This window comes from uncultured Planococcus sp., assembly GCF_947501725.1.
GTDB classification, from domain to species: domain Bacteria; phylum Bacillota; class Bacilli; order Bacillales_A; family Planococcaceae; genus Planococcus; species Planococcus donghaensis_C.
Map to the genome: position 1 here is coordinate 40,482 of NZ_CANMXD010000016.1, position 22,294 is coordinate 62,775.

Consider the following 22,294-nt stretch of genomic DNA (forward strand, 5'->3'; position numbering starts at 1 on the left):
TGACATTAGCTATTATTATAGGCTGTTTATCCATAATAATACAATGTTTTAAAATAAAAGAATTTTTTATATCTCTGCAGCAATAACCACGACCGTTCCTGTTGGGAATATCGCACATAGTTCAGTTTTTCCTGCACCGTTTAATCTCGAAAATAACCTAGTACCATCCGATGGATTCGGAGGTGCTGCAACGGTTTTCAATTCCATGTGTGCTGCCCCGACTTGGTACTGATTTGGTGCGGTTGTCGTTGAACCGTACCCCAATGCTACAGAGAACGCGTGTGTCGATTTCGCATTCCTGCCGATAGCCAGCGAACCTATGGCTGTCGCCTGTGAGAGTGTACCAATCGCAATACCGTAATCAGCGCTTGCTAATGCTGATTTGCCGACAGCAGTTGTCTGTACTTTTTCAGCACTTGAAAATGCGCCAATCGCTACGCTGTCTGTCGCGACTTTCGCAGTAGGTCCAACCGCTACACCGTCACCAGCAGAAACGGAATTCCTGCCGAAAGCTGCCCCGTTTTCAGTAGTTGCGGATTTACCTATCGCAGTGCCGTTGCCAGTCGCTTTCGCAACCGAACCAACCGCAGTACCTTCCGAACCCGCAACCGACTGTTCTCCTACAGCCACTCCGCGCAATGCCGAAAGACTGTTAGATCCGACCGCTGTACCGCGAATATCCGCTTTTGATTTAAAGCCCGCTGAAGTTCCTAACGGTTCCGCCACGCCACCTTCTAATGCCCCTGTGCGATAATCTTGCTGAACGCCGCGGGAAGGTGCGTCTGCTGAAAATTTATGCGCTACACCTGCACCTGTTACGGTATTGTAGTAAACACCAATCAACCGTCCTTTATATTCGACCATATCTGAAATATCTACAGTATCGGATGCTGTTTTTGGCGGAATAACAAGAGTTTCTTCTATTTTACTTCCATCACTTGTTACGATACGCGCGGAATACCCAGCAGTAGCAGAACGGAAAGCCATGTGATAGGCTCCATTTGCGCCTTTAATTCCCTTGACTGCCCACCCAAAAATACCATCTATATTCTCACGGAACGCATAGAATAATTCATATTTCATATCTGAAGGGTTTGGTGTTCGTTTAACAATGTAAACACCCACAAGCCCTTCATCTGAACCGAATAACATCCCTTCAGGTGTAGCAATCGCTACAACAGGCTGATAGTTTGTATTTGAGAAGTCAACCCATGTTACGCCGCTGTTATCGGAATACTTGATGCGCTTTTTCGGGTCTGCTTTTTCTGTCGGGTCATCGTTCGTTTTGTGATAACTTATCCAGATGCGGGGTGTCGCGCTATTCCAATACGGATCAAGTGTTGCAATATGAAAGTGTGAATGTACCTTATTGATTGTCGGCTCATAATCCAACATATCGAAAATCTGCGTAAAGGTATTTCCGTTGTCTTTTGAAAGCCATACATAACGTGAGTTTGTCATATCCCCATTAATATAAGTGGTGACTGACACCCAACCCGAAACCGGATCAGCGTCAAAACTAAATTGCGTTACTTTGCCATTCGTCACTAAAACCTGTCGCCATGTGGCGGATGCTGGATTTGTCGCCCACCCTGTGGATTTCCACAATCCGTCAGTCGAGCGTGCCAATATCACTTCGCCGTCACCGAGTTGACGGATTCCGGTTATAGCATCTTGCGCGGTAAACGCTTTAATTAATGTCCACGGTCCATTTTCGGAAGTTGCACGGTAGAGACTGCGTGAATTACTTCCATATAGATAGCCGTCACCAATGTTATCTAAATAACGTGGGTCACTAGCCACAAACGTGCCAAGCGTTAAATTTTCAGCGCGCGTGAACGATAGTCCGTTCGCTGTTTCTGCCAACTGTTGGGTAGTGGTATCCAAATCCGCCTGCTCCGCTTTGGTTGATAGCGCCGTCTTGTCCGCCTTCAACGCTAAATCCTCTGCGGTGGTAAGTGCGTCATGCAACGCAAGCCCTCCGGCCACGCCCGCTCTTGCGTCGATTGCTTGCGCCAGGTTGTTTACAACCAACGGCACATCAGCCGCCATTGATCCGGCGACTTCCGGTAATCCTAATTTATTCGTTGTCATTTAAGCCCTCCTAAATTCGTAAACACGATGCTATCCATCGAAATGCCGCTTGCGCGCAATTGGCTAAACGTAATGCCCGCCGCTGTTAAGTCGTCAAACGTGTTGTAGACGGCGCCCTCCGTAGAGTCGCCCATCAAGCCGTAGTAGTTGATGCCTTCCGCAATAATGTCGTCGTACGTCGCATACTTAGCGCGAATATCGTTATATGTCGTATATTTAAATTCGAACTCGATGAACAAATGCGCCGGCATCAATAGACGCAACGCACGCTCAACGTCGCCTAAATTGGGCGGAATACCGTACGAGCTGACGAAGCGTATGACAATCCGAAACTCGCCCGGCACTTCAACGACATCAACTTCGCCGCCGTACCACGATTCGGCCACGTTCTTTATCATGCGTTTTGACACCGTGCCGACGCCGCGCATCCGTGCGTAGATAGCCGATCGGCGCTCGCCGAGTGATTTCGCCTCGTCCGTGGGTATACCGAATATGCGCTCCCAGTGCGCCAGCCCCCACGTTGCCGACTCGACGAAGAATTGCGCTAGCACGTCTTGAGTGTCGCCAGCAATGCGGTTGTGCAAGTCAGCGTGGGCGTCGACGATAGCTTTCGCCTCTACGTTTTCGCGGTAATAGCCGGGCATGGCGTCGAACATGTGTTGCCGCCGATTAGACTGCCACATCGAACGTCACCGCCCCCGCCACTGCAACTTCGTCGCCCGTCAGCACAACGTTAGCCGTGCCGCCGTCGACTAGCAGGTTTGCGTAATCAATAACGCCTGCCTGATCGAGCAGTAAGTTGGCCACGCGGCTATATCGCACAATATCGTCTGCAAACGCCTGCGCGCCGAGCATGGTCGAAAAGGCTTCGGTAAACGCCGTTTGTACGTCTTCAATTACGGCGCCTTCAGCCAACGTTAAGCTGGCCGATACTGCGACCGCTTGTTCCACCGCCGGTACAACCGTTACAGTAGCGCCGACCGGGCGTTCTTCTTCGATATGTGCCGCAACTTCCTCGACCTTTTCAGGCGTCGGCGCGCGTCCTTCCGTCGACAGTAAGACGACTTTCACCGTGCCGCCGCCAGCCCACGTAGGGTAGATGCGCGCACGTTCGATGCCGGCAATCTCTAGCGCCCACTCTTCGTAATGCGATGCGTTACCTGACGTCGATGGACGTTGTGCCCGTGCGTAATAGCGTTCGAGCAGCGACACGTCTTCTTCGATGTCAAGGCCGCCTGTAAACGGCTGTGCGTTGGATGCCCCGACCGTGCCGAAGTAGTTTGTGCCTTCCGCGAATGACGCGATAGCGCCCGGGCGAATGTTGCCAATGTTACCGCCGAGTTCGGCCTGTGCGCCTACGTCCGCGCTGCTGCTGTTGAGTACCACGTCGGCCAGCGTTGTAAAGTAAAACGGCCCGTCGTCAAGCTGCGCAACTAAGCGCTGGCCGGCCGGTACTGTGACCGCCTCGGCACTTGTTAACGTTACGATGCCGCGCGACTGTTCCGATGGCTTACGTTCGACCCCGAGTTCGCGCGTGCGCCGTTCGAGCCAATCGCCTGCTGCCGTGTCGGCAAAGCCAAGCGCCAGCACCGAGTCGAGTTCGACGTATAAAGATTCGCCCGACATTGCGACCGGCGCCGTTAAATCGTAGGCCACTTCGCCTTCGCGTTTGTCTATTTCATCGCTAATAGATGCGAGTAGTTCTGCGTGTATGTCCGTATATGATCTGTTTTCGTACATTTACAACAACACCTCCGATCTTGCTTCGCCGTAAATCGTATCTATGGAAAACGAAATGCGCAGCTTGTCGCCGTCAATTTCGTATGTGATATCCGTTACGTCGTTTATATATTCGTGGTACACCAGCGCCTCGCGAACCATGCGCGGCACTTCGCTGTCGAGATAGCCCCGCGTCACGTCGTCGCCAATAAGATCGCGCAGTTCGCAGCCGTAGTCGTCGGTATAGATTAAAAACCGCGACCGTGCCGTCACCAGCGCTTTGCGTACGTATTGCTGCAACGCCTCGAAGTCCGTAATCTGTTCGCTAATGCGGCCGTTTTCAAAGTCTAGCCGCCATGTCCGCTTCGGCGCTTCGACTTGCTGCTCGATCGCTTCGGCTTCCAGTTCCGCCAGTTCAGGCGATGTGTATATATCAGGCGTCAATGCCATTAGTAAGTCACCGCCTTATCGAGTACGACGTATTGCATTTTGGCGTCCATACAAGCGACGAGCACGCGGTCGCCATTCGCCAAGCCGCCGTGTATCGTTAGCGCCGTTGCGTCAACGCCTGCTAGCGTGATGTTGCGTGTGTGCTCCGTCAGGTGATGCGCAACAATTAAGTCGCTTGCGGTTAGTTCCATGCCGTCGTTGTCCAACACCAGCGCAATTGCCGGAGGCGGTGACGAAATGGTGCCGAGCTGAATGTCGACGTCAACGTTGTGCCCGAGCTTACGGATAAGCTGAACGAGCTTGGCGTTGTCGCCGCCGGTTAAGTCTGTGCGTTTGTCCATCGTGCCGCCTCCTTATCTAAACCATGACGGAGGTACAACTGATCCGTCTTCTAGTTTCGTATTCAATACGCGGTTGATTTGCATATAATGCTTCGCCCAGTAGCCGCTTACGTACGACGCTTCGTAACAGCCGCCGCCAGCTAAGTTGATAAACATGCCGGGTTTTGTGACAATACCAACGTGTGAAACGCCTGCGCGGTATGTGCCTTTGAAGAATATCAAATCGCCCGCTCGCGCTTTGCTGCTCGAAATCTTCTGGCCGACCTTGATTTGCGATAACGTATCGCGTCCCATCGTGAAGTTGCCATACGTTTTGTAGATGAACTGCGTATAAGATGAGCAATCGCCATAACCGCCCGGTATGTTTGCGCCACCGAAGCTGTACTTGAGCTTGCCGAGGTACTTGCGCGCGCCTGCGACAACTTTCGATTGCGTATCGCCGGAACTTGCGGACGTCGGCGTAACTGTCGTCTTCGTAACCGTCTTGATGTGCTTCGATTCGTACTTCGACCATGACTTAGATTTGGCGCGCGCGTCCGCAGGCCCTTTACCCCGTTCAATTATCGCAACCTCAACGTCGCGCCGGCCGAAGTTCATTGCGGCTGTGCGTCCGTCGATGATAATGTCGATGCGCTTCTGCTTAATAGCGCCGCCGGTATCTTCAGCGAGATACAAGCCGTTGTACTTCGGCATTGACGGTATTTTGATTGCGACGACTGATCCGTATGGAATAACACGTGGATCGACTGCAATCGTGCGTCCTGCGGTCGGCTTCGTCATGGTTGCCGTATTGCCAGGGTCGCCGTTTGCGTTGATGCCGCCGAGTACCGGGTCATACGCAGTGGCTACGAAGCCTTTCTGATAGTCGCCGCTTGGCATCAACTTGGCGCCGGTCGTCGTAGTTGTGCCGCCGCTGCTTGTCGACTTGGCTGCCGCTTTCTCAGGTTCTTCGTAATCTTCGCGCGGAATGTCGAGCGTGCGCGATAGTTTCAGTGACATCGTGTGCAAGCCGCTAACGTCGAACGTGTGCGTATCTTGGTCAACGTAAAACGCGCCGTACATATTCGACATGCGGTCATTGACGACAATCGCCGTGCCGCTGATAACGTCAAATAGACCCAACGCTTCGACGCTGTATTCTTCCTTCGTTACGTCCAGCGTTTCAAGTATCTTTCGCGCCATTGCGTCGAGTTGCGCCTTGTTCAACGGTTCGTCGATAATCTCGTAATGCTGCATGGTGCCGTATGCCTTTACGCTGTCGGCTGACTTCGCCGTGCCTGCGATTGGGCTTACGTCTGCATTACCGACGAGCTTAACGGTTGTGCTGCGGTCTTCGTTCGACTTCGAGTAGCTTGCCGACAGTAATGTGCGGCCGTTCTCAATGACGACGCGCCGCAGTTCTTCCTTGCGCTCTTTCACGTATAACTTGCCCCAGCGATTGACTAGCGAAAACTTGCGGCCGTTCTTCTTCTCCGTCTCAGTCAGCGCAATAATCATCATGTCGTAGAGCGTCTTGTCGCGGTAAATGTGCTTCGGGATAATGTAGCCGGTGTCGGTAATGGCTCCAATGTCGATGCCAAACTTGCCCGCCAGCGCCATAATGATCTGCGACGCTTTCTTGCCGTCGAAGCGCAGGCTGTCGGCCGTCTTCGTTAAGTAGTAGTTGTAATCGTAGGCGACAATCGTACCCATGCCGCGGTCGTCGAGGTTGTACGCGAATATGGGCCCGCGAAATACTTCGTCGCTGCCGATATAGACGCGCACCTCGAATCCCATCGACACTGAAAACCGCTGCACTTCGCCGTCGACGCTGTTGGCGAGGCTTATTTCGCATTTGCGGCAAGCCTGCGCCACGTCGCCGCTGACGGTTACGCCGGTCGTCAAGTCGTTCAGGTGCGTAACGTTTTGGCCATCGTAGATTTGCACGTCTACCGCCGGTCGATTGCCGTTGTATAACGCCTGTTCGTAGGTTTCAGCCATTACGGTATCACCAACTTCTGCCCCGCCTTAATGACGTTCGGATTGCCGCCAATGGCCGCCTTGTTGGCGTTGTAAATCTTGCGCCAGTCGTTGACCGATCCGTAGTACTTCTTGGCGATTTTCTGCAGCGTGTCATTGCGTACGACCGTGTGCGACTTGGCGCCTTTGGCCGCCGCTTTGGGCGTTGCTGGCCGCGATGGTTTCGTCTTCTTGCTTCCGGTTGATCCTGCGCCGGTCGTAACGCGCTGTACGCGCAAGTCAATGAAGCGGTATTCTTTTAAGTTCATCGAAAAGTAAATGTCGCCAATGTTGCCGGCACGTTCGACGTCAAGCGCAAACTCGCGAATGGTAGCTGCGTAGTTGATGCGCGTGCCGGTAACGATTAGGCGTATCGGGCGTTTTGAGTCGCGCCACCGTTCAATGGTCTCGACGTTGAGCCAAGGCTCTTTAAAGTTGCGGTATTCGCAAAACGACGGGTTGTAGTGATTCGGAAAGAACGAGCTGAACGAAAGTTCCGCCAGCCCGCGCGTGCCGAAGATGGATACTTCGCCGAGTTGCGATACTGCTACGTCGGTCATGCCAAACGGCGAACTGACGCTGATTGATTCGGGATTGACCGGCAGGCGCAGGCGTTCCGCGCCGCTGTCATACGATAACCAAAATTCTACGTTGCCTGCCATTATGCGCCTCCCGCCCCTGCTGATGCTAGATTTTTAACGAGGTAATTCGTGAACCTCGACATTTCCTGTTCATCGAGCTTTTGGCCGCCGTTGTAGTGGACGGTCAAGTTGACGACGTTACTGCCGCCGCCTGAATACGCTTTGTTTTCTGCTGCCGTCATAACGCGCTCGCCCTTGTGGAGTCGAGCCGTATAGCCGTTATAGGGCACGCGGTCTAAGCCGTTGTAATGCGATCCGTCGACTTGTGCCGAGCCGCCAACGCCGCCAGTCCTTACGTTACGATTAACGTCGACGTCGATCGTTTTCTTCTTATCGAAGATGCCCGTCACCGAGTCCCAAATGTCGCTTGCTGTCGAAAGTAGCGAATCCCAAATCGCGAGGAATCCGTCAATAATACCTTGCACGAAATTCTCGCCTAGTTTCTTCGCGCCGTCGACCCATTTCGTCAGAGTGTCGCCGATGTTAGTAATCGCCTTGCCTAGCGTCTCTTTCATCGTGTCCCATGCGCCAGAAAAGTCGCCGGTTAGAAGTTGCATCGCCGCTTTAAAGATGCCGGAAATAACGCCCCACACCGTTTTAATAATGCCGATCGCCAAATTCAGCGTCACCGAAATTACGTCTTTAATCGTATTGAACGCAAACTTCACGGCTTCCCAAATCGCGGTCAGTGCCGTCGTAAATATCGGGCCAATAATTGACCAGACGTTTTGTATGACCGCTAGAATCAACGGCATAACTTCGCTGATATACGCTGATACGGTTGCGAACGCCGCTTTTATGCCGGCCATCGCCGTCGTGATATACGGCTGTAGCCATTCCATGACGATGGTTGCGCCGGTCTTGAGCGCCGCCCACGCTTTGTCGAATGCTTCGCGCGCCCAGTCGGTGTTGCGGACTAGGTATACGAGCACGCCGACTAATACGCCGATTGCCAGCGCAATTAGTACGAACGGGTTAAGCGCCGCCACTGCGTTCATTATTGCCGTTGCTGTTGCAGCGCCGAGCATACCTACGCGGTATAAGCGCAGCATAGCGTTCAGTTTCGACATGACCATCATGCTCATTACGATTACCTTAAACGCAACAAACGCGCCTGCGACTCCTGCGATTACCGCCTTGATCGGCTCCCAGTTATTTTTAATCGTTGTAGCGATTTCCTTCGCTTTGTTAATAACGACAATCAGCACCGGCAAAGCTGCGTCTTTAAACGCCAGGAACTTATCGGACATTGCCTGAAGTCCATCGACAAGCGGTTGCGTATCGAGCTTGCTGAGCCAGCCGCTTAACTGCTGAATGCTTTCGCTGGCAGCGTCTAGTAGCGGTTCGCCTGCAGCCGATTTGAAATCCGTCCACGACTGCTTCAAGTTACCGATGATGTTTTCCCAGCCGTCGGCCTCGCGTGATGCTTGGCCCATTGCGCCGGTCAGCTTGTTTGCGTCTTCAACCATCTGCAGCGACGTTAGCTGTTTCTGCGCTTCCGATAACTCCTTGAAGGACTTACCGTAAAGCTCGTTTGCGGCGGCGTTTCGTGTCGTTTCAGTAGACGATAATCCGAGTGCAGCATCGTTTTCAAAATTTCCTTTTAGAAATGACTGCAAGCTATCCGTCGTACTTTCGAGCGACTTATCGTAGAACGCCGCGCTGTCGGCAACAGCTCGCATGGATCGGTCGGCCAAGTCTAGCGAGTCTGCCGTGTCCATGCCGCCTGTCTTAGCGAATGCCGCGATTTTCGTAAAACTGCCTTTCATGCGGTTATCCAAGATAGACGCCTCGTCGCCGATTGCGCTTAGTTTTTTCGATGCTTCGCCTTCCATGTCACCAAACACCGTCGAGAATTGCGCTTCCATCGCCCGTGCTTCGCCGGCAGACTCAATCATACTGACGCCGAGGTCTTTAATCTTGTCGATGGCAAACGCGCCGGCTAATAGTCCGCCGACCTTCTTCGCCGTGTCGCCTAACTTGCTGGTGTTGCTGGTCAAGTTCGTTGTTTCTGACGACGTTCTGTTCAAGTCGCGTATTGCGTTACGCAGGCTGTCGCTCATGTTGTTCTGCAAGTTTAATATTGCGGTTAAGTCGAATGCCATTTACGTATTCTCCTTTCTACGCTTTCCGCTTCTCAGCCTTGCGCTGTTTTTCTTCCGCCTCCATTACGAGTTCTTCGCTTGCGTACATGAACATGCGGTGGCGGAGTTCTTTCTGATATACCTCGTCGGGCGGTATGTGGTGCTCTTGGTATATGCGATGTAGTAGATACGCTTCACCGCCCGACTTTATTAGTTTTTTATCTTCGTTGTGTCGTCTGAGAATCCGCTGATTTCCATAATTGTCTGCGTTAATTTAACAACTTCACCGGCTAGCAACGCTTTGTTTACAACGTCCGCCGCTGTTACTGCGTCATAACGCTCACGCAAGCCTGCGTCTTTGAAACTCGGATCAATACAAGCCGCCGCAACTAGCAAGCCGTTGATTTCCGACTCATTGACTTTGCCGTTCGGGCCTTTAGACTGTTCGTTGATTTTGTTTAACTCGTCGCTTGTAATCGCCTTAACCGTGAAGTCCACGCCCAAGCGTTTAATGTGTACCGTTTCAACCGTTTCTAATTCTGCTGTCAGTAATGCGTCTAATGCGTTTGGCTTGTTCGTCAATTTAATCCATCCTTTGAGTAGCGTATTTTTGTCGCAAGCACTCGCGCGTTGTGCTCGCTATTAAAAAGAAAAGCGCCCCGATTAGGAGGCGCGGTATTGCTTACTTGCGGCTGTAACCGCTAAATGTGAAGTTCCATTCTTCCTCGACAAGCGAGCCGACTTCGAAGTTCAGCAACGCGATATTATCGAAGCTGACGTTTTGAAGCGTGATGAACGTTTTGGCTTGCGGGCTTTCCGGGTCGTTGACTTCCATAACGAGTTCCGTTACGAATGGCGCCCATGTACCTTCGCCACGCTGTACTTGGCCTACTAATGAAAGTAAGTCGTTGTTGACGCGGTAGCCGCTGAACGACCCCTCGCCTTTCAACGTCGTTACTTTGTCGCCTAACCAGCGTGTGCCGGCGCGTGCTACTTCTTCTTTGCTGATTGCTACGGAAACCTCTGCGCTGGTAACGTTGAACAGCCATTGGCCGTCGTGGTAAACCTTACAGAACGTACCGTTTACGATTGTTTTCGAATCTAACATTTATGCGGCCTCCTTATACGTTTATAGTGATAAAAATACGTTCCATCGAATCGAGTTCTACGTAGCTAACCGCTAGGAACACGCTGTCGCCGACGCTTTCGCGCGTTGAATCAAGCGTTACGGAAGGTTCAGCGAGTACATTGTCGTTTGACAAGCCGCGCAAATACGCTTCGATAGCGCTAATCAACGTCACCTGACCGGCTTCGCTGTTGTCGAGCTTGCCGATGTAGCTCTTGCGGGCGGTCTTCGTAATGTCGGTGCTGACCGCCTGGCGCGCGCGCTGAATGCGAATCTTGCTAGCCGACGTTGTTAGGCCTTGCTCGATGCGTACGCTGTCGCCGTCATGCGTTAATACAAGCGTGCCGGTTTCAAGAGCCGCTTTGATTTCGCTGTTGCGCAAGCGTTTGGTAACGTCTGCGACCGGTAACTCGGTATACGTAATTGACGCGTTGATTGCTGTCCCTGCGATTAGCCCTGCGATGTAAGGCGCAAACTGGCCGCTGGAATATTCGGTGTCGCCAATGACAACGCCGTTCGCCACGTTAACCGCGTATGGGTCAAGTAACTGCGTCGTGCGCGCGTTGCCGAGCGTAATGTCCTGGTCGTCCGCTGCAGTGCCGCCGAACACGACGGTAAAGTGTTTGCCTTCTTCGCGGTTCACTTTGCACCACGCTAATGCCGCGTCTTGTTCAGCCGCCGATACTTCGCCGTCAAATGCGAATACGTTGAACGGACGCGCCTCAAATGCTGCGTATACATCTGCGTAAACTGCTACAGTCGGCAGCGTGTAGACTAACGCCTCTTTCGCGCCGGCCTGCAGTGCGAATTTAACCGATTGAATGTTCGCGTCGCCGAATAGCGCCTTTGCGTTTGACAGCGTATTGGCTGTAATCGTGTAGAATTGCGAAGGTTCTGCTGTACCCTCGTAGGTAGCTAAGGGAATCGCTACTGTGCCGCGTGTGCCGCCGGCGATTTGATCCGATGCCGCGTTTACAAAGTTGATGTAGACGTCGGGGCGAATCGGTAAGTTAGCCGAGTCGAATTGTCCTGCCATATCTTCCGTCACTCCTTCTTATTTCGTAATGTCTTGCGTATGTTGGGCGCGGCCTAGTTCTGCGTCAGTCAAGCCGTCCATAGTCGTCGATTCCGCCAATTCGTCGAAGGTGCTGCCGGTCATCGTGACGTCGTTAAACGTATTGAAGTCCTGCAAATCGTCGACAGTGAAATCGAGTACCACGCGGTCAACTTTCGTATAAACAGGTGCGTCGCGGTTGTCGTGGAATGAAACGGGCAGTATACAAATTACTGCGTTTATGCCGCTTTCCGTCTTGAACGGCTGCGACATCGAAAAGGCGCCGAGCGTAACGTGCCCCGCGCCAGTACCGAGTGTCGTTTGTTTGGAAAAGCCGCGGCTCAACGCATCCACCGCGTCAATGACGTCGATGTTCGTTTTGCCAAAGTAAATAAGCTGATAAATCCGTTCGACCTTTACGTGCAACGCCGACAAGTCCGACGACGACTGATTCGCTAAGCGGATAGCCAGTGCGCCGGGTGCGGGCGTTTCGGGAACGTCTTGCAAGTAGAATTTCGTAGCTGCCGGCAGTAGTGTCGCGGCAACTGTGCGTAGCGCTAGAATGTCGTCCTTTATCGCTGCCATGTTACGTTGACACCTCCCTGCCGTAGTTCGGCGTCCACTTCTTCTTCGATCCAATCGAGCCATGTATCTTTGCGCTGTTCAGCCGGCTCGTCGAGGAACTTCTTTACGGTTCCCGTCGTCTTCAAGCCGTGACCTCCTGCGTCTTGTTCGTGGATGTAGTAGGCATAGTTAAAGCGCCCGCTGTTAGTGGCGTTTGCCGATACTACTAGCGTGTTGTCGCTGACTTCGCCGTCAATCTGACGCCTTAAGTTACCGTCGGCCAATGGCGCCACGTCGCGGGATTCGAGCACCCAGTCGTCTTTGATATCGGTCAATGCGCGTTCGCCGCCGACTTCAGCAGCGCGCGGCATTTCTTCGAGCGCCTGTATAAAGCGCCGCATTTGGCTATTGAAATTACCGGCCATTATACGTTCACCTCCGTCAGCATTGCCTTGCCGTTCAGACCCCGGATAACGTTTACTGCGATCGGGCGGTACGTGCGGCTAATGCCGTTGTCGTCGACGTAAATAATGACATCGGTTAGGCGAATTTCGAGCAACTTGTCGAACAGAATCGACGCCGAGCTGGTTACTTCGTCGGCCGTCTGCGCGCTGGCTACGATCTTCGCCCCTTCGTCAATGCGGCATTTCTTCACGAACTCAATCGGCGCGTCACCGTTGCCCCATTCGTCCGTTTCGCCTTCGCGTATGATGGTTACGAGTTGTTTTAACGGGAGTACCGCCATTTACAACACCGTCCAACGTACGACTGGCTTCGTCGACAAATCAGCGTCGGGGTTTGCGTCGTTAATAAGCTCGACCGCTTCTTCCGGTATCAATGCGTCGAGGCCTTTTTTCGCCCAGTCTTTGAAGGTAAACGAAATGCCCTTAACGCTGAACCCGGCGACGCCTTGCTGTTGCAGCTTGTTCGTATCGTTATAAGCTGACGCAAGGACTGCCGCAAACAGGTACACCGCTTCGGCGGGCACTAAGTAAGTCGCAAACTTGCGCGTCAACGTGCGGCTGGCAACGTTCATCAGCGCTTGCTTGCGCGTTTCGTCGGCGTCGTTAAAATCTTCGTTGTCGAGCGTATTGAGTAGGATATACTGCGATGCTTCTTCGAGATTCCATAGCGTCATTTATAGCGCCTCCTTATTTTGCGGAGGGCTTACGCTTGGCTGCTGGTTTCGCGTCCTCCGCTTGCTTTTGTTTCGGTGCTGCGGGTGCTTCTTGCGCGGCTGGCTTGTCGGTTCGTGTTGCGTCGACCGCCTTTTCCAGCGCTGCAATTTCGTCCTTGTCGTCGGTTACATAGCGACCGTTCTTAAACGTCTTTAATCCGTCTTTAGCGTAGAAGCTGAAGCCGGCGTACTTCGATTCGAATACTGCCAATCTAAACACCTCCATAAGAAATGCCCGCCAGCAATGCGCCGGCGAGCGTTAATTTAATGCGTGGCTTATGCCAAGTTTTTAATGCGAGCGTGCGCTTTCTCCTGGTGGAACTCAAGCGTAAATTCGCCGACGATTTGTCCAGCGTAGTAGTCGCCTTGCTTACCAAGGTACTCATGCGTGAAGTTACGGCCAGTCAACGGTTTAACAGCCATGCGGTTAGTATCGACGATCAATACTTCGCCTGCGCCCAAGTTGTTGTTCAATACGATTTCAGCGTTACCGAAGTCAGATACGAAGTGGTCAACGACTTTACCGCGTCCGTTATCAGCGCGATCAATGCGGATAGCTGATTTCTCGAAGTTAGAGATAGCGCGTTTCTGTTTAGCGCCGACCATGATCTTGAAGTTACCGCCGCTGTTGAATGCGCCTTTTTCGTACATCTTCTGCATCGCGTCGTTAATCATTTCGTCGTTCAATGCGCCATTAGAAGCGTCAACAACGTTCGTTCCGATGAAGTTACGTACGCCGCCCATTTGACGAACAAGGCCGTCAGCCGACTCGTATTTCGTTCCGTTAATTAGCGCTTTCTCAAGTTGCAACGCAAGCTCAAGCTGTTTCTTCGACTTTTCATATTCGTAAATATCGTCGATACCGTGGTTCGCAACTGCTGCCGCTGTACCCGTGATCGAAATCGTTTCGTCGAAGATTTGCGTGAAGTTTGACTTACGTTTGCGTGCTTTGTAACGTGCGTTACGAGCGTCCGCGCCTTCTTCGCCTTCTACGAATTGGAACTCAGCAGTAGCGCCGTCTGTAATATCAGCCGCAGTAGTGCCCGCGTATCCGCGTGTTACTGTCAACGTTTCACCAGCGACAGCCGTTACTAGCATCAATTCTTCGCCAACCTTGATTACTGTGTTCGGTGAGAATGGTTCTGCGTCAGCAACGACGATAGAAGTGTCAGCCGCAAGTTTAGCGCCTACAACTGCCGATTCGTCTGATACCATTTCGTCTTCGAACCATTGGTGCTCAACCTGCGTTACCGGTTGGCTGAAGCCTAATACGTTAAGTAGTGGCGTTTGGTGCTCGTTTAGCAATAAGATTTGTTCCGATACCGATTCGCGTTTTCCTACTAGTTCACCTGAAAGAATTTTAGACATGTTAGTTTATCCCCTTTGAGTTTGGTTTTTTGGTATTAAAAAAGCCGCCAGCAAGTGACGGTTGTTACATTCCTAGTTCGCGCTTCAACTGTGAGTAGGCGGCCATGTCTTCGTTCTTACCTGTCCGCTTAAACTTGTCGGCTGCGTCCGCTAGCAATTGTTCTTTCGTTTTGTCTGTGCGTTCCGATTCGCCGTTGCTCGGTTGCCCGACTGGCTTCGGCGCTGCTTTCGCAACTAGGAACGGCTTTTGTTCAACGAGCGCCTTAATGATGTCGTCTACACCTTCGACGAGTCCGTCTTCTCCGACTGATACGCCGGACAAGTCCGCGAGCTTCAACGCGTCGTCGATGTAGGCTACGTTGTGGCCCGTTGCGACTTTGATAAATTCGTTCGTAATCGCCTGCTGCTTCGTCTTCGATTCCATTTCGGCGATTCGTTGTTGCAGCGATTGATTTTCTTCTTCGTATTTCTTCGCGATCTCCTGCGACCGTTCTTGCTCGCCAAGTTCGGCCAGGCGCTTTTCTTCGAGTTGCTTTTCGTATTCCGCCGCTTTCGTCTTCAATTCGTCATAGCCTTCGAATTTCTTTCGCTCGCGTTCGAGGCGCTTCTTCAAGGCGTCGTCGAATTCGGCTTGCGTCAGTAATTTTTCGGCTGCTTGCGTCTGAGGTTGCGATTCTGACGCATCTAACTTCGGTTCGTCGGGTGATTGCCCGTCTGGCGTCGGCTCCTGCGTCTGTTCAGCTTGCTCGTCTGCAAAGAATTGTAAGTTTAAGCGTAATAGGTCGTTGTTCATATCGTCCTCCACCGTTTAAGCGCCGTCGCGCATTGATTTAGTACGCCGTTGCAGTTTCAAGACGTAAACGTTCGGTCATAATAAAAACGCCTAGCTGATTAGCCGGCGTCTGACTTCCATCCTTTTGCTTTTTCGATTGTTATGACGAGCGTCTGGATATCGTCAGGCAAGTCGTCGAATGTCTTGCAATTCTCCGTCCTCTTGGAGATATCTAATCGTTTCCGCACACCGAGTTCAAGTATGGCGTCGGTTGCGAATACCTTAGCCAGTCTCCTGCTTAGTGAAATCTCCACTTAATCACCTGCCTTACTCGTATTCGTATCTTGGATATTCAAGACTGTTCTGTTAAGAACGACCATGTACTTCTGCCCAGGTACATCAATTGCGTCGTACCCTTGAACTGCCGCGAATCTTCCGTAATCACTCATTAGCAGTTTTTCGGACTCTAGGTTCGCCTTATCTTCAGGACGCTTAGCTTTTTTGATTCGATCATTCACGTCGTCCTCGTAATCCATGACTTCCCCGACAAGGTTGTCATACTTAACGACTCTTGATTCGGAGGCTAATGACATCCTCATAATCGTTCCTTTTTCTCCTGCGTAATCAACTGCCACGCCAAATCCGTCGTTGTTGCGCTTACCAGTCGCAGTATCCAGACCACCATAAGCGGTATATACGCCGTTTCCGTAAGTACCTAAGCCAGAGAATAATTCACCTTCTCGGAAGTCCTTAGCATGCGCATTAGATGAAACGCCTCGGTACAACTCAATGTCTCCGCCTTTAATCTGCTTATCGAGAGCGCTGGCACTGACTATTTTACCGGGGCCGTCAAAACCTTGCTCACGTAGGATAGATTTCATTACCTCATCTTCGCCACCTTCGCCTAAACGACGGGCGATGGTAGGGTCAGTCTGGAAGCGTCTAAGCGCGTCCGATTTAGTGATGTCCATCTTACCGGCTCTAACTGTCTGATTCTCCACGTTAACCACCTCCGCTGCCTCAATATTAGCATCGGTTACTTCCGGCGTGGTAATGTTATTGTTATTTTTTATACGATTTGACAGACGATCAAGGCGGCTGACGGGTGATACTGTATGACGGCAATTTGGATGGAATATGGAAGACTTCGGTAAATCGCCGATATAGGGATAATCACCCTCGGCTTCACGCGCCATCTTGACGATTTTGCCTTCGTAGTTTGCGCAGGCGTCTGTCGCTCCGTGCGAACTGATAACGCCATACAAAGCGCCGCGCTCAACCGCTTCATTAACCGTTGCTTCCTTGTGCGCTTCGAGCATCTTCGTATTAACGAGCATGTCCGTATACGCCTTCAGCTTCCAGCGTCGGCCAGCCGCATCAATGATCGCTGTGTCGGCACCTTCGCCAATGACACTGCGAAACTTGTTGCGTATTTCAGCGCTCAGCGCCGGCGTTGCGTTAATGCCTTTTGCCGATTGCTCGCGCATGACTTCCGAAGCTACTGTACGCATCGACACCTTGACTCGCTTGTCTATATTTTGCGTAACCTGCAATAAGTCCGACTGCGTGTCGGCGATAACCGCGGCGACTAAGCCCTTGTTGAGCTTGCCGAATTTAACGAGCGCCGTCGCTTCTGCCACCGTTGGCGCAACGCCCAGCGTAACCATCGCCTGTGCAGCGCCTAATGTCGCCGCCTGCGGAATGATTTCTTCGATGATTGCCGACACGTCGACGTCGAGCTTCTTCAAGATCGCACCGATACTAGCGGCGGTTGCCATCGCGTTCGCGCGGCGCACGTCCGTTATGTCATACGCCAGAATTTCAAGCTTGATTGCCGCGAGCGCCTTTTCGTATTGCGTGACAACGCGGTTGACGTCATAGTCAAACGTTGGTCTTGGTATTTCGCGTAAGTCCATTGCGCAGCGCCTCCTTTACGTAGACAGCCGCGACTTTAATCAGCGCCCGTAGTAGGTTCTTCGTTGCTTTCGCCAACTGGCGTCACCTCCGCCGCGGGTTGTGGCTCGTTGAATATCGAAGCATCGACCGTGCCGAACGCTGTTTCGTCGTCGTCAGCAATGCGTCGCATAATCTCTAGCGCCTTGTCGTCGTCCACTTCGTCCTGGCGTTTGATTGCGTCCATAACAGCCAACGTCGCTTTGCCGCCCGTTCTGATTTGCGCGATTTCGGCTTCTTCTTTTTCATTCTTCGGCAAGCCGTCTTTCCAGTGAATCGTCGGGTACACGGTGCCGCCTTTGTAGCCGCCGAACTGTTCGTCGAATAAGAAGCACGTCCATAGCGCGTCTTTAACGGCCTTGTCGTAGTGGTTGCGGATGCGTTTTACCTTCGATAATATCGGCATGAATCGCGCTTTAATGCCGGCGCCGTCTGTATGCGATGTACCCGATCCGCCAGCGTTTCCGCCTCCGCTAATCGTCGTACCGAATAGCCATTGCGGCGTTTCCGACATCTGATAGATATACGATAGTAGCAAGTCGATTTCTTTAAACACCGATTCAAGGTGGCCGTTCCACGTAATGGCGCCCGGTGTTGCGTCTTCTTTCGTAATCGGTATATACTTACCGCCGAACGACGCAGTGTTTGCGCTAGGCCCCGAAATGTCCGGCCCGTATAGCGTCGGGTCGGCGTGTTTCAGCAGGATATAATCGAGCTGCACGATGCGGTCTTCTAACGCCTGTAACGAGCTGGCGATTTTCTCAACGAAGCCTTGGCCGCGCCAATCGTCGTCGACTGACGTATACGGTACGTGAAATACCGGAATATGCGGTAAGCCGGTCGCCTCTACGTCTTTGCCCGACGCCACTTGTTCGCCGATCGTATACGTGGTGATAGGCACGCCGTATTCGCTGATAACGCCGATTTCAGGCCGTTCGTGCAGGCGATAGCGTTCGTATAGAATGAAGCCTGGCACGTGGCGCTCGACGTTTAAGAACGGCACCTCGCGCTTGGCCGTTTCTACCCATTCGATGTTGGCGATATTAACCGCTTTGAACTGTTTGATATTGCCGGCAGCCGTTTCGGGAAATACGCAGTCGGCGCGCACATGCTCGATGATCGGTTCCATTTCTTTAGCCGCCATATACGTTGCGAAGTCGTCCGGCGACAATGCCGCTTGTACTTCGGTGAAATCTTGGCGGTAGCCGTAACGCACCTTGACGAATGAGTCGCCGCGGTAGCCGTTCGACGTTGCGCTCTCGTAAATCAGCGTGTTCAGGTCGTTCTCTTCGACGTAGCTGTTAAGCGCCTGTTGTTCCGGCGACTTGTCGGGCAAGCCCGCTTCGTATATCGGCCGGTCGCCAATCAGTAAATCGGCTGGCTTCAGCGTCAGCAAGTACGGCAGGTTAATCGCAATATAAAGCCGTTCGAGCTGCGGTGCTTGCGGCGAATCTTTCAATAGCTCGCTGGCACGTTCGTACACTTCGAGCTGCTTGCCTTCGAAGAACTTCTTCATGCGTTTATACTTCGCAATGCGTTCGATGTGGTCTTCCGGCGGAAACTGACCGCCTGTTTCAAATAACGGCACGATAGCGCCTCCCTTCGGTTGTTATAGCCACGATGGCTTTTGTTGCAGCGTAATGGCCGCGCGTTTCAGTACCGACTTGGCGATTTCAGTCGCATCAATTAAATCGTCATGTGTTCCGCTGCCATAACGTTCAAACTGTTCGAGCAACTGCGTGTGGCTACGGTTAAAGCGCAACTTGCCCGACTCAATGTCCGGGATCATCGCTTCAATTCGCATTTCCTTGCGCATCCGCTGGTAGATTTTCTTAACGCGTGTGCCTGCCGGATAGCCAGCCGCTTCAAGCGCCTCTTTAAGCTGGTCAACGAAGAACTCCTGCGCTGCCTGCGCTTCGGCGCCGACTAAATGCGGCTGGTACTTAATGACGCGCTTGACCACTTCGTCAATGAAGACGTTGGGCTTCACGCGTTCGCCGTAGGACTCGATAACATATTCGACGCCCGACGTTCTGTGGCGTGCAATGACGGTTATTGCGCTAAAGTCGCCGCGCTGTTTACCCATCGCCATATCGACGCCCATTGCAACGTCATACTGCTGCGATTGTGCTACGTCCACGCCGTCGAGTTCGTTCTTGTCCGTCCAGTAGGTGAACGTTGCAGGCGCAAAGACCTGCGACTCTTCGTCGACCGGATTGTTCATATACTCGGTGTTAAACGCCTTGCTGCCGTTGTCCCATTTCCAACGCATCAGCTTATACAGCGGCTGAACGTCGGGCCACAAGACGCGTGACCCTTCGAGTAACTGCGGCTCATTGGCGTCATAGAATGCGTCAGTGGCGGCGAGTCGGTCGGGGTTGTCGCGGTCAATATAAAGCTGCCGGCATTGTTCCCATAGCTTGGCGTTGGCTGGCTCGTCGATAATGGCGCGATAGATGCGCGACTGAAAGTCCGACCGCTTGTGTAAGATCGTCATTAACAGCGACGACCAATGTACGGTTGTTCCCATGACGACGAACGCCGTGCGCTTGCCTTTCGGATCGCCTAGCGGCATAACCGTTTGACTGAACCATTCGCGCAGCTTCATACGCTGGTCTTCCGTCGAGGCGTTACCGCCGGGGCGTGCATCTTCGAGGTCATCGCAGACAATTAAGTCAGGCCGCGAGCCGTTCCAGTTACGTCCTCGCAGCGCTTGGCCGGTCGACGCCGCTTGTACTAGCGTGAGTTGCCGTTTGCTGTCGCCGTCTGTCGCGTGCCATGCGATGAACTCTTCCGAATTGTCGGTGAGGTTCGCCTGATCGCGCGGTGATAGCAACGGGCCGAAGTCTTGGCGCAACTTAACGTTGAACTTTAGCTGATTGCGTATCCACTCCATATTCGCTTTCGATACGTTCGGCGTTTCGGAGATAATAATGATGTACTTACGCAGGCGGTAAACGACTTGATGCACCGGAAAGTTCTTCGATAAATACGTTGACTTCGCGTGGCTTCGGGGCGCCGCTGCGGCTACCTTGGCGTTACGTTCAACGTTAGATACGACGTTCATTAGCTCGGTCAATTCACGGTGAAACGTAGGCGCTTCGTCGACGTGCGTGGTGTCGAAGCCTTCCCAGTTGCCGTCGTTGCCAGGGTTGCGTGCGTCGCTGAAATATTCGAGCGCAAATTCGAGCTGATCGACTTCGCAACGGTGCACGCGGGCCAATTGTGCCAATTCGCTTGCCACTTCGAAGTACTGCAGCGTTAAGTCGTCCGGCATGTCGTCCACGGCGGGAAATTCTGCGTTTAAGTAGTCGAGTATTGAGGTGAGTTCGTCGATGCGGGCTTGGCGGGCCGGGCGGTCTAGCCATGCGTTACTTAACCAGGCGATAATGACCGCCTCCCTTCCGTTAATAGTTGCGTGTATGTATTGCGTAAATATATGCGTTGACATTGCGTTAAATACGTCGTATACTCGGTGTAACATAATAATTAATATGAAACGGAGTGTTTAAGATGAACGAAGTACAAGCGATAAAAAGTAAAGCCGACATTAACCGCATGAAACGCTCACTACACGGCCGCGACCAGTTGTTATTTACGCTAGGCATCAACTTGGGCCTGCGCATTAGCGATTTACTGCAATTACGTGTGCGCGACGTAGTAGGCCGCGACTTTATCGACTTCACCGAGCAAAAGACCGGCAAGCGTAAGCGCCTGACGTTTAATAAGAGCGTCAAGCAAGCGGTTAAGGTGCTGGCGCCTAATACGTCGAAGGACGCCTACCTGTTCGCCAATCCGCGCACAGGCAAACCGCTGAGCCGCGTGCAGGCTTACCGTATTCTTAATGATGCCGCCGATCGGGCGGGCTTGCTGGCGAAGTACGGCGCAATTGGCTGCCATAGTATGCGCAAGACGTTCGGTTATCACTCGTATCAGGGTGGCGCAGACATTACGTTGCTAATGGCGGTATTTAACCACTCGTCGGTAGCGCAAACGCTGCGTTATATAGGCGTTACTGCTGACGATATAGCCTGCGTATATGAAGGCGTGTGCCTCTGACGAGTCACCTTCGTACCTGTGACGTAAAGACCGCCGTCACTTTAGGCGAAACAACGTTAAACAAGCACGAAATAAGCGTCTTAGCTCCGTTAGGGTACGAATACCTTACGCGGTAGCTAGGACGCTTATTTCGTGGTAGAATCGTGGTATAATAACGTCATGCGGCGTTCGACTTAGCGTTAGTTAGTTGCGCCGCCCAAATGTCGACCGAATACCGCTTGTCAGCGAGTACTTCGTCAATGCTCCGTCGGTTATCGAAGCACCAGTAAACGTAATCCCGGTATTCTGACGACGTCAGTCCGTTTATACCGGATAGGTACTCGATCACTGCTTCGAACTTAGGTAATAAAGCGATATCCTGCTCCGTAATCCATTCGAAAGGGTTGCGGGCGTGCTTCGACTCATTTAAAGTGGCGTTTAGCGGTACCATGTTCCGTATATGAGTTCCGCCGTGACCTATCGATAGAGGGATGAAATGGTCGTAGTGAATATCGGTCGTCTCAGTAAGCGGGCACATACCTGAGAATAGCGTCTGCACACTACTTAAATCGTCTTTGCGCCATTCATAGGGAAGCGCCCTCGCCATTGCACGTTTTCTATGTGCTTTTGCGCGCTTGGCTTACGGGTGCTCCCTTCGATAAGTACTGCATACCGCTAAGTAGCGTTCTCGGTTAGCGTAATACAGCTTTAGGTTGCGGTCTTTGTGGCACGTCTTACATTCGGACTTAACGCCTAACTTAGTTCGCCTACTCTTCGGAAATTCCGACAACAACTTCGTAACTGAACACGCATTACACACCTTATCCGTCTGCAAGCCGTCATCCTCCTTATTTTTCCACGAAGAAAAGAGCGCCAGCACATGCGGGCACTCGTTTATGATTTTTATTTGTCAAA

General features: G+C 52.3%; 24 protein-coding genes. 1 reads left to right on the forward strand and 23 read right to left on the reverse strand.

What is annotated here, in order from left to right:
* Positions 1-66 precede the first annotated feature (66 nt).
* The 22 genes from Q0785_RS18950 to terL form a co-directional block, all read right to left on the reverse strand.
* Entirely contained in the window at positions 67-2,094 is a 2,028-nt protein-coding gene (locus tag Q0785_RS18950; RefSeq protein ID WP_298833924.1) for a hypothetical protein, read from the reverse strand.
* Entirely contained in the window at positions 2,091-2,777 is a 687-nt protein-coding gene (locus Q0785_RS18955) for a putative phage tail protein (RefSeq protein WP_366522850.1), read from the reverse strand. The genes Q0785_RS18950 and Q0785_RS18955 overlap by 4 nt, the downstream gene beginning before the upstream one ends.
* The gene (locus Q0785_RS18960; protein ID WP_298833930.1) at positions 2,764-3,834 is read right to left on the reverse strand and encodes a baseplate J/gp47 family protein; all 1,071 of its coding nucleotides are present in this window, start codon (positions 3,832-3,834) and stop codon (positions 2,764-2,766) included. The genes Q0785_RS18955 and Q0785_RS18960 overlap by 14 nt, the downstream gene beginning before the upstream one ends.
* Positions 3,835-4,263 (reverse strand): DUF2634 domain-containing protein, encoded by a 429-nt coding sequence (locus tag Q0785_RS18965; RefSeq protein ID WP_298833933.1) that lies wholly within the window; start codon positions 4,261-4,263, stop codon positions 3,835-3,837.
* Positions 4,263-4,604, reverse strand: a complete 342-nt coding sequence (locus Q0785_RS18970; protein WP_298833936.1) for a DUF2577 family protein — start codon at positions 4,602-4,604, stop codon at positions 4,263-4,265. Before Q0785_RS18970 ends, Q0785_RS18965 begins: the two co-directional genes overlap by 1 nt.
* Positions 4,605-4,616: 12 nt before the next feature.
* The gene (locus tag Q0785_RS18975; protein ID WP_298833938.1) at positions 4,617-6,584 is read right to left on the reverse strand and encodes an NlpC/P60 family protein; all 1,968 of its coding nucleotides are present in this window, start codon (positions 6,582-6,584) and stop codon (positions 4,617-4,619) included.
* Complete coding sequence (locus Q0785_RS18980) at positions 6,584-7,264, reverse strand: LysM peptidoglycan-binding domain-containing protein (protein ID WP_298833941.1); 681 nt, start codon at positions 7,262-7,264, stop codon at positions 6,584-6,586. The genes Q0785_RS18975 and Q0785_RS18980 overlap by 1 nt, the downstream gene beginning before the upstream one ends.
* Positions 7,264-9,348, reverse strand: coding sequence for a hypothetical protein (locus Q0785_RS18985; protein WP_298833944.1), 2,085 nt, complete (start codon positions 9,346-9,348; stop codon positions 7,264-7,266). Before Q0785_RS18985 ends, Q0785_RS18980 begins: the two co-directional genes overlap by 1 nt.
* A 189-nt stretch (positions 9,349-9,537) precedes the next feature.
* A complete protein-coding gene (locus tag Q0785_RS18990) occupies positions 9,538-9,909 on the reverse strand; it encodes a hypothetical protein (protein WP_298833947.1) in 372 nt (123 codons plus the stop codon).
* A gap of 100 nt (positions 9,910-10,009) precedes the next feature.
* A complete protein-coding gene (locus Q0785_RS18995) occupies positions 10,010-10,435 on the reverse strand; it encodes a phage tail tube protein (protein ID WP_298833950.1) in 426 nt (141 codons plus the stop codon).
* A 13-nt stretch (positions 10,436-10,448) separates the two neighbouring features.
* Positions 10,449-11,489 (reverse strand): phage tail sheath subtilisin-like domain-containing protein, encoded by a 1,041-nt coding sequence (locus tag Q0785_RS19000; protein WP_298833953.1) that lies wholly within the window; start codon positions 11,487-11,489, stop codon positions 10,449-10,451.
* A gap of 18 nt (positions 11,490-11,507) precedes the next feature.
* Positions 11,508-11,933 (reverse strand): hypothetical protein, encoded by a 426-nt coding sequence (locus tag Q0785_RS19005; protein WP_298833959.1) that lies wholly within the window; start codon positions 11,931-11,933, stop codon positions 11,508-11,510.
* Between the two features lie 146 nt (positions 11,934-12,079).
* Positions 12,080-12,496, reverse strand: coding sequence for a hypothetical protein (locus tag Q0785_RS19010; RefSeq protein ID WP_298833962.1), 417 nt, complete (start codon positions 12,494-12,496; stop codon positions 12,080-12,082).
* Complete coding sequence (locus Q0785_RS19015) at positions 12,496-12,816, reverse strand: hypothetical protein (RefSeq protein WP_298833965.1); 321 nt, start codon at positions 12,814-12,816, stop codon at positions 12,496-12,498. The genes Q0785_RS19010 and Q0785_RS19015 overlap by 1 nt, the downstream gene beginning before the upstream one ends.
* Positions 12,817-13,209 (reverse strand): hypothetical protein, encoded by a 393-nt coding sequence (locus Q0785_RS19020; RefSeq protein ID WP_298833968.1) that lies wholly within the window; start codon positions 13,207-13,209, stop codon positions 12,817-12,819.
* 13 nt (positions 13,210-13,222) lie between these two features.
* Positions 13,223-13,459 (reverse strand): hypothetical protein, encoded by a 237-nt coding sequence (locus tag Q0785_RS19025; protein WP_298833971.1) that lies wholly within the window; start codon positions 13,457-13,459, stop codon positions 13,223-13,225.
* Positions 13,460-13,524: 65 nt separating this feature from the next.
* Positions 13,525-14,463 carry a DUF5309 family protein gene (locus Q0785_RS19030; protein WP_366522851.1) on the reverse strand — a complete coding sequence of 313 codons (939 nt, stop codon included), beginning with the start codon at positions 14,461-14,463 and terminating at the stop codon, positions 13,525-13,527.
* 217 nt (positions 14,464-14,680) lie between these two features.
* On the reverse strand, positions 14,681-15,409 hold the full coding sequence (locus Q0785_RS19035) for a phage scaffolding protein (RefSeq protein WP_298833975.1): 729 nt from the start codon (positions 15,407-15,409) through the stop codon (positions 14,681-14,683).
* A gap of 98 nt (positions 15,410-15,507) precedes the next feature.
* Positions 15,508-15,702: a hypothetical protein gene (locus Q0785_RS19040; protein ID WP_298833977.1), complete on the reverse strand. Its 195-nt coding sequence runs from the start codon at positions 15,700-15,702 to the stop codon at positions 15,508-15,510.
* Positions 15,703-17,304, reverse strand: coding sequence for a phage minor capsid protein (locus tag Q0785_RS19045; protein ID WP_298833980.1), 1,602 nt, complete (start codon positions 17,302-17,304; stop codon positions 15,703-15,705).
* A 35-nt stretch (positions 17,305-17,339) separates the two neighbouring features.
* Positions 17,340-18,929, reverse strand: a complete 1,590-nt coding sequence (locus Q0785_RS19050) for a portal protein (protein WP_298833982.1) — start codon at positions 18,927-18,929, stop codon at positions 17,340-17,342.
* Between the two features lie 21 nt (positions 18,930-18,950).
* On the reverse strand, positions 18,951-20,792 hold the full coding sequence (gene terL / locus Q0785_RS19055) for a phage terminase large subunit (RefSeq protein ID WP_298833985.1): 1,842 nt from the start codon (positions 20,790-20,792) through the stop codon (positions 18,951-18,953).
* A gap of 62 nt (positions 20,793-20,854) precedes the next feature.
* On the opposite strand from terL, the gene Q0785_RS19060 reads away from it, so the two are divergent.
* Entirely contained in the window at positions 20,855-21,400 is a 546-nt protein-coding gene (locus tag Q0785_RS19060; protein ID WP_298833987.1) for a site-specific integrase, read from the forward strand.
* A gap of 157 nt (positions 21,401-21,557) precedes the next feature.
* Here Q0785_RS19060 and Q0785_RS19065 read toward each other — a convergent pair whose 3' ends face one another.
* The gene (locus Q0785_RS19065) at positions 21,558-21,830 is read right to left on the reverse strand and encodes a hypothetical protein (RefSeq protein ID WP_298833990.1); all 273 of its coding nucleotides are present in this window, start codon (positions 21,828-21,830) and stop codon (positions 21,558-21,560) included.
* Between the last annotated feature and the right edge of the window lie 464 nt (positions 21,831-22,294).

Excerpts from the sequence above, each read along its gene's own strand:
- Q0785_RS18950 (WP_298833924.1), bottom strand. The coding sequence starts at position 2,094 with ATGACAACGAATAAATTAGGATTACCGGAAGTCGCCGGATCAATGGCG.
- Q0785_RS18955 (WP_366522850.1), bottom strand. The coding sequence starts at position 2,777 with ATGTGGCAGTCTAATCGGCGGCAACACATGTTCGACGCCATGCCCGGC.
- Q0785_RS18960 (WP_298833930.1), bottom strand. The coding sequence starts at position 3,834 with ATGTACGAAAACAGATCATATACGGACATACACGCAGAACTACTCGCA.
- Q0785_RS18965 (WP_298833933.1), bottom strand. The coding sequence starts at position 4,263 with ATGGCATTGACGCCTGATATATACACATCGCCTGAACTGGCGGAACTG.
- Q0785_RS18970 (WP_298833936.1), bottom strand. The coding sequence starts at position 4,604 with ATGGACAAACGCACAGACTTAACCGGCGGCGACAACGCCAAGCTCGTT.
- Q0785_RS18975 (WP_298833938.1), bottom strand. The coding sequence starts at position 6,584 with ATGGCTGAAACCTACGAACAGGCGTTATACAACGGCAATCGACCGGCG.
- Q0785_RS18980 (WP_298833941.1), bottom strand. The coding sequence starts at position 7,264 with ATGGCAGGCAACGTAGAATTTTGGTTATCGTATGACAGCGGCGCGGAA.
- Q0785_RS18985 (WP_298833944.1), bottom strand. The coding sequence starts at position 9,348 with ATGGCATTCGACTTAACCGCAATATTAAACTTGCAGAACAACATGAGC.
- Q0785_RS18995 (WP_298833950.1), bottom strand. The coding sequence starts at position 10,435 with ATGTTAGATTCGAAAACAATCGTAAACGGTACGTTCTGTAAGGTTTAC.
- Q0785_RS19000 (WP_298833953.1), bottom strand. The coding sequence starts at position 11,489 with ATGGCAGGACAATTCGACTCGGCTAACTTACCGATTCGCCCCGACGTC.
- Q0785_RS19010 (WP_298833962.1), bottom strand. The coding sequence starts at position 12,496 with ATGGCCGGTAATTTCAATAGCCAAATGCGGCGCTTTATACAGGCGCTC.
- Q0785_RS19015 (WP_298833965.1), bottom strand. The coding sequence starts at position 12,816 with ATGGCGGTACTCCCGTTAAAACAACTCGTAACCATCATACGCGAAGGC.
- Q0785_RS19020 (WP_298833968.1), bottom strand. The coding sequence starts at position 13,209 with ATGACGCTATGGAATCTCGAAGAAGCATCGCAGTATATCCTACTCAAT.
- Q0785_RS19030 (WP_366522851.1), bottom strand. The coding sequence starts at position 14,463 with ATGGTATCAGACGAATCGGCAGTTGTAGGCGCTAAACTTGCGGCTGAC.
- Q0785_RS19035 (WP_298833975.1), bottom strand. The coding sequence starts at position 15,409 with ATGAACAACGACCTATTACGCTTAAACTTACAATTCTTTGCAGACGAG.
- Q0785_RS19045 (WP_298833980.1), bottom strand. The coding sequence starts at position 17,304 with ATGGACTTACGCGAAATACCAAGACCAACGTTTGACTATGACGTCAAC.
- terL (WP_298833985.1), bottom strand. The coding sequence starts at position 20,792 with ATGTCAACGCATATATTTACGCAATACATACACGCAACTATTAACGGA.
- Q0785_RS19060 (WP_298833987.1), top strand. The coding sequence starts at position 20,855 with ATGAACGAAGTACAAGCGATAAAAAGTAAAGCCGACATTAACCGCATG.
- Q0785_RS19065 (WP_298833990.1), bottom strand. The coding sequence starts at position 21,830 with ATGGTACCGCTAAACGCCACTTTAAATGAGTCGAAGCACGCCCGCAAC.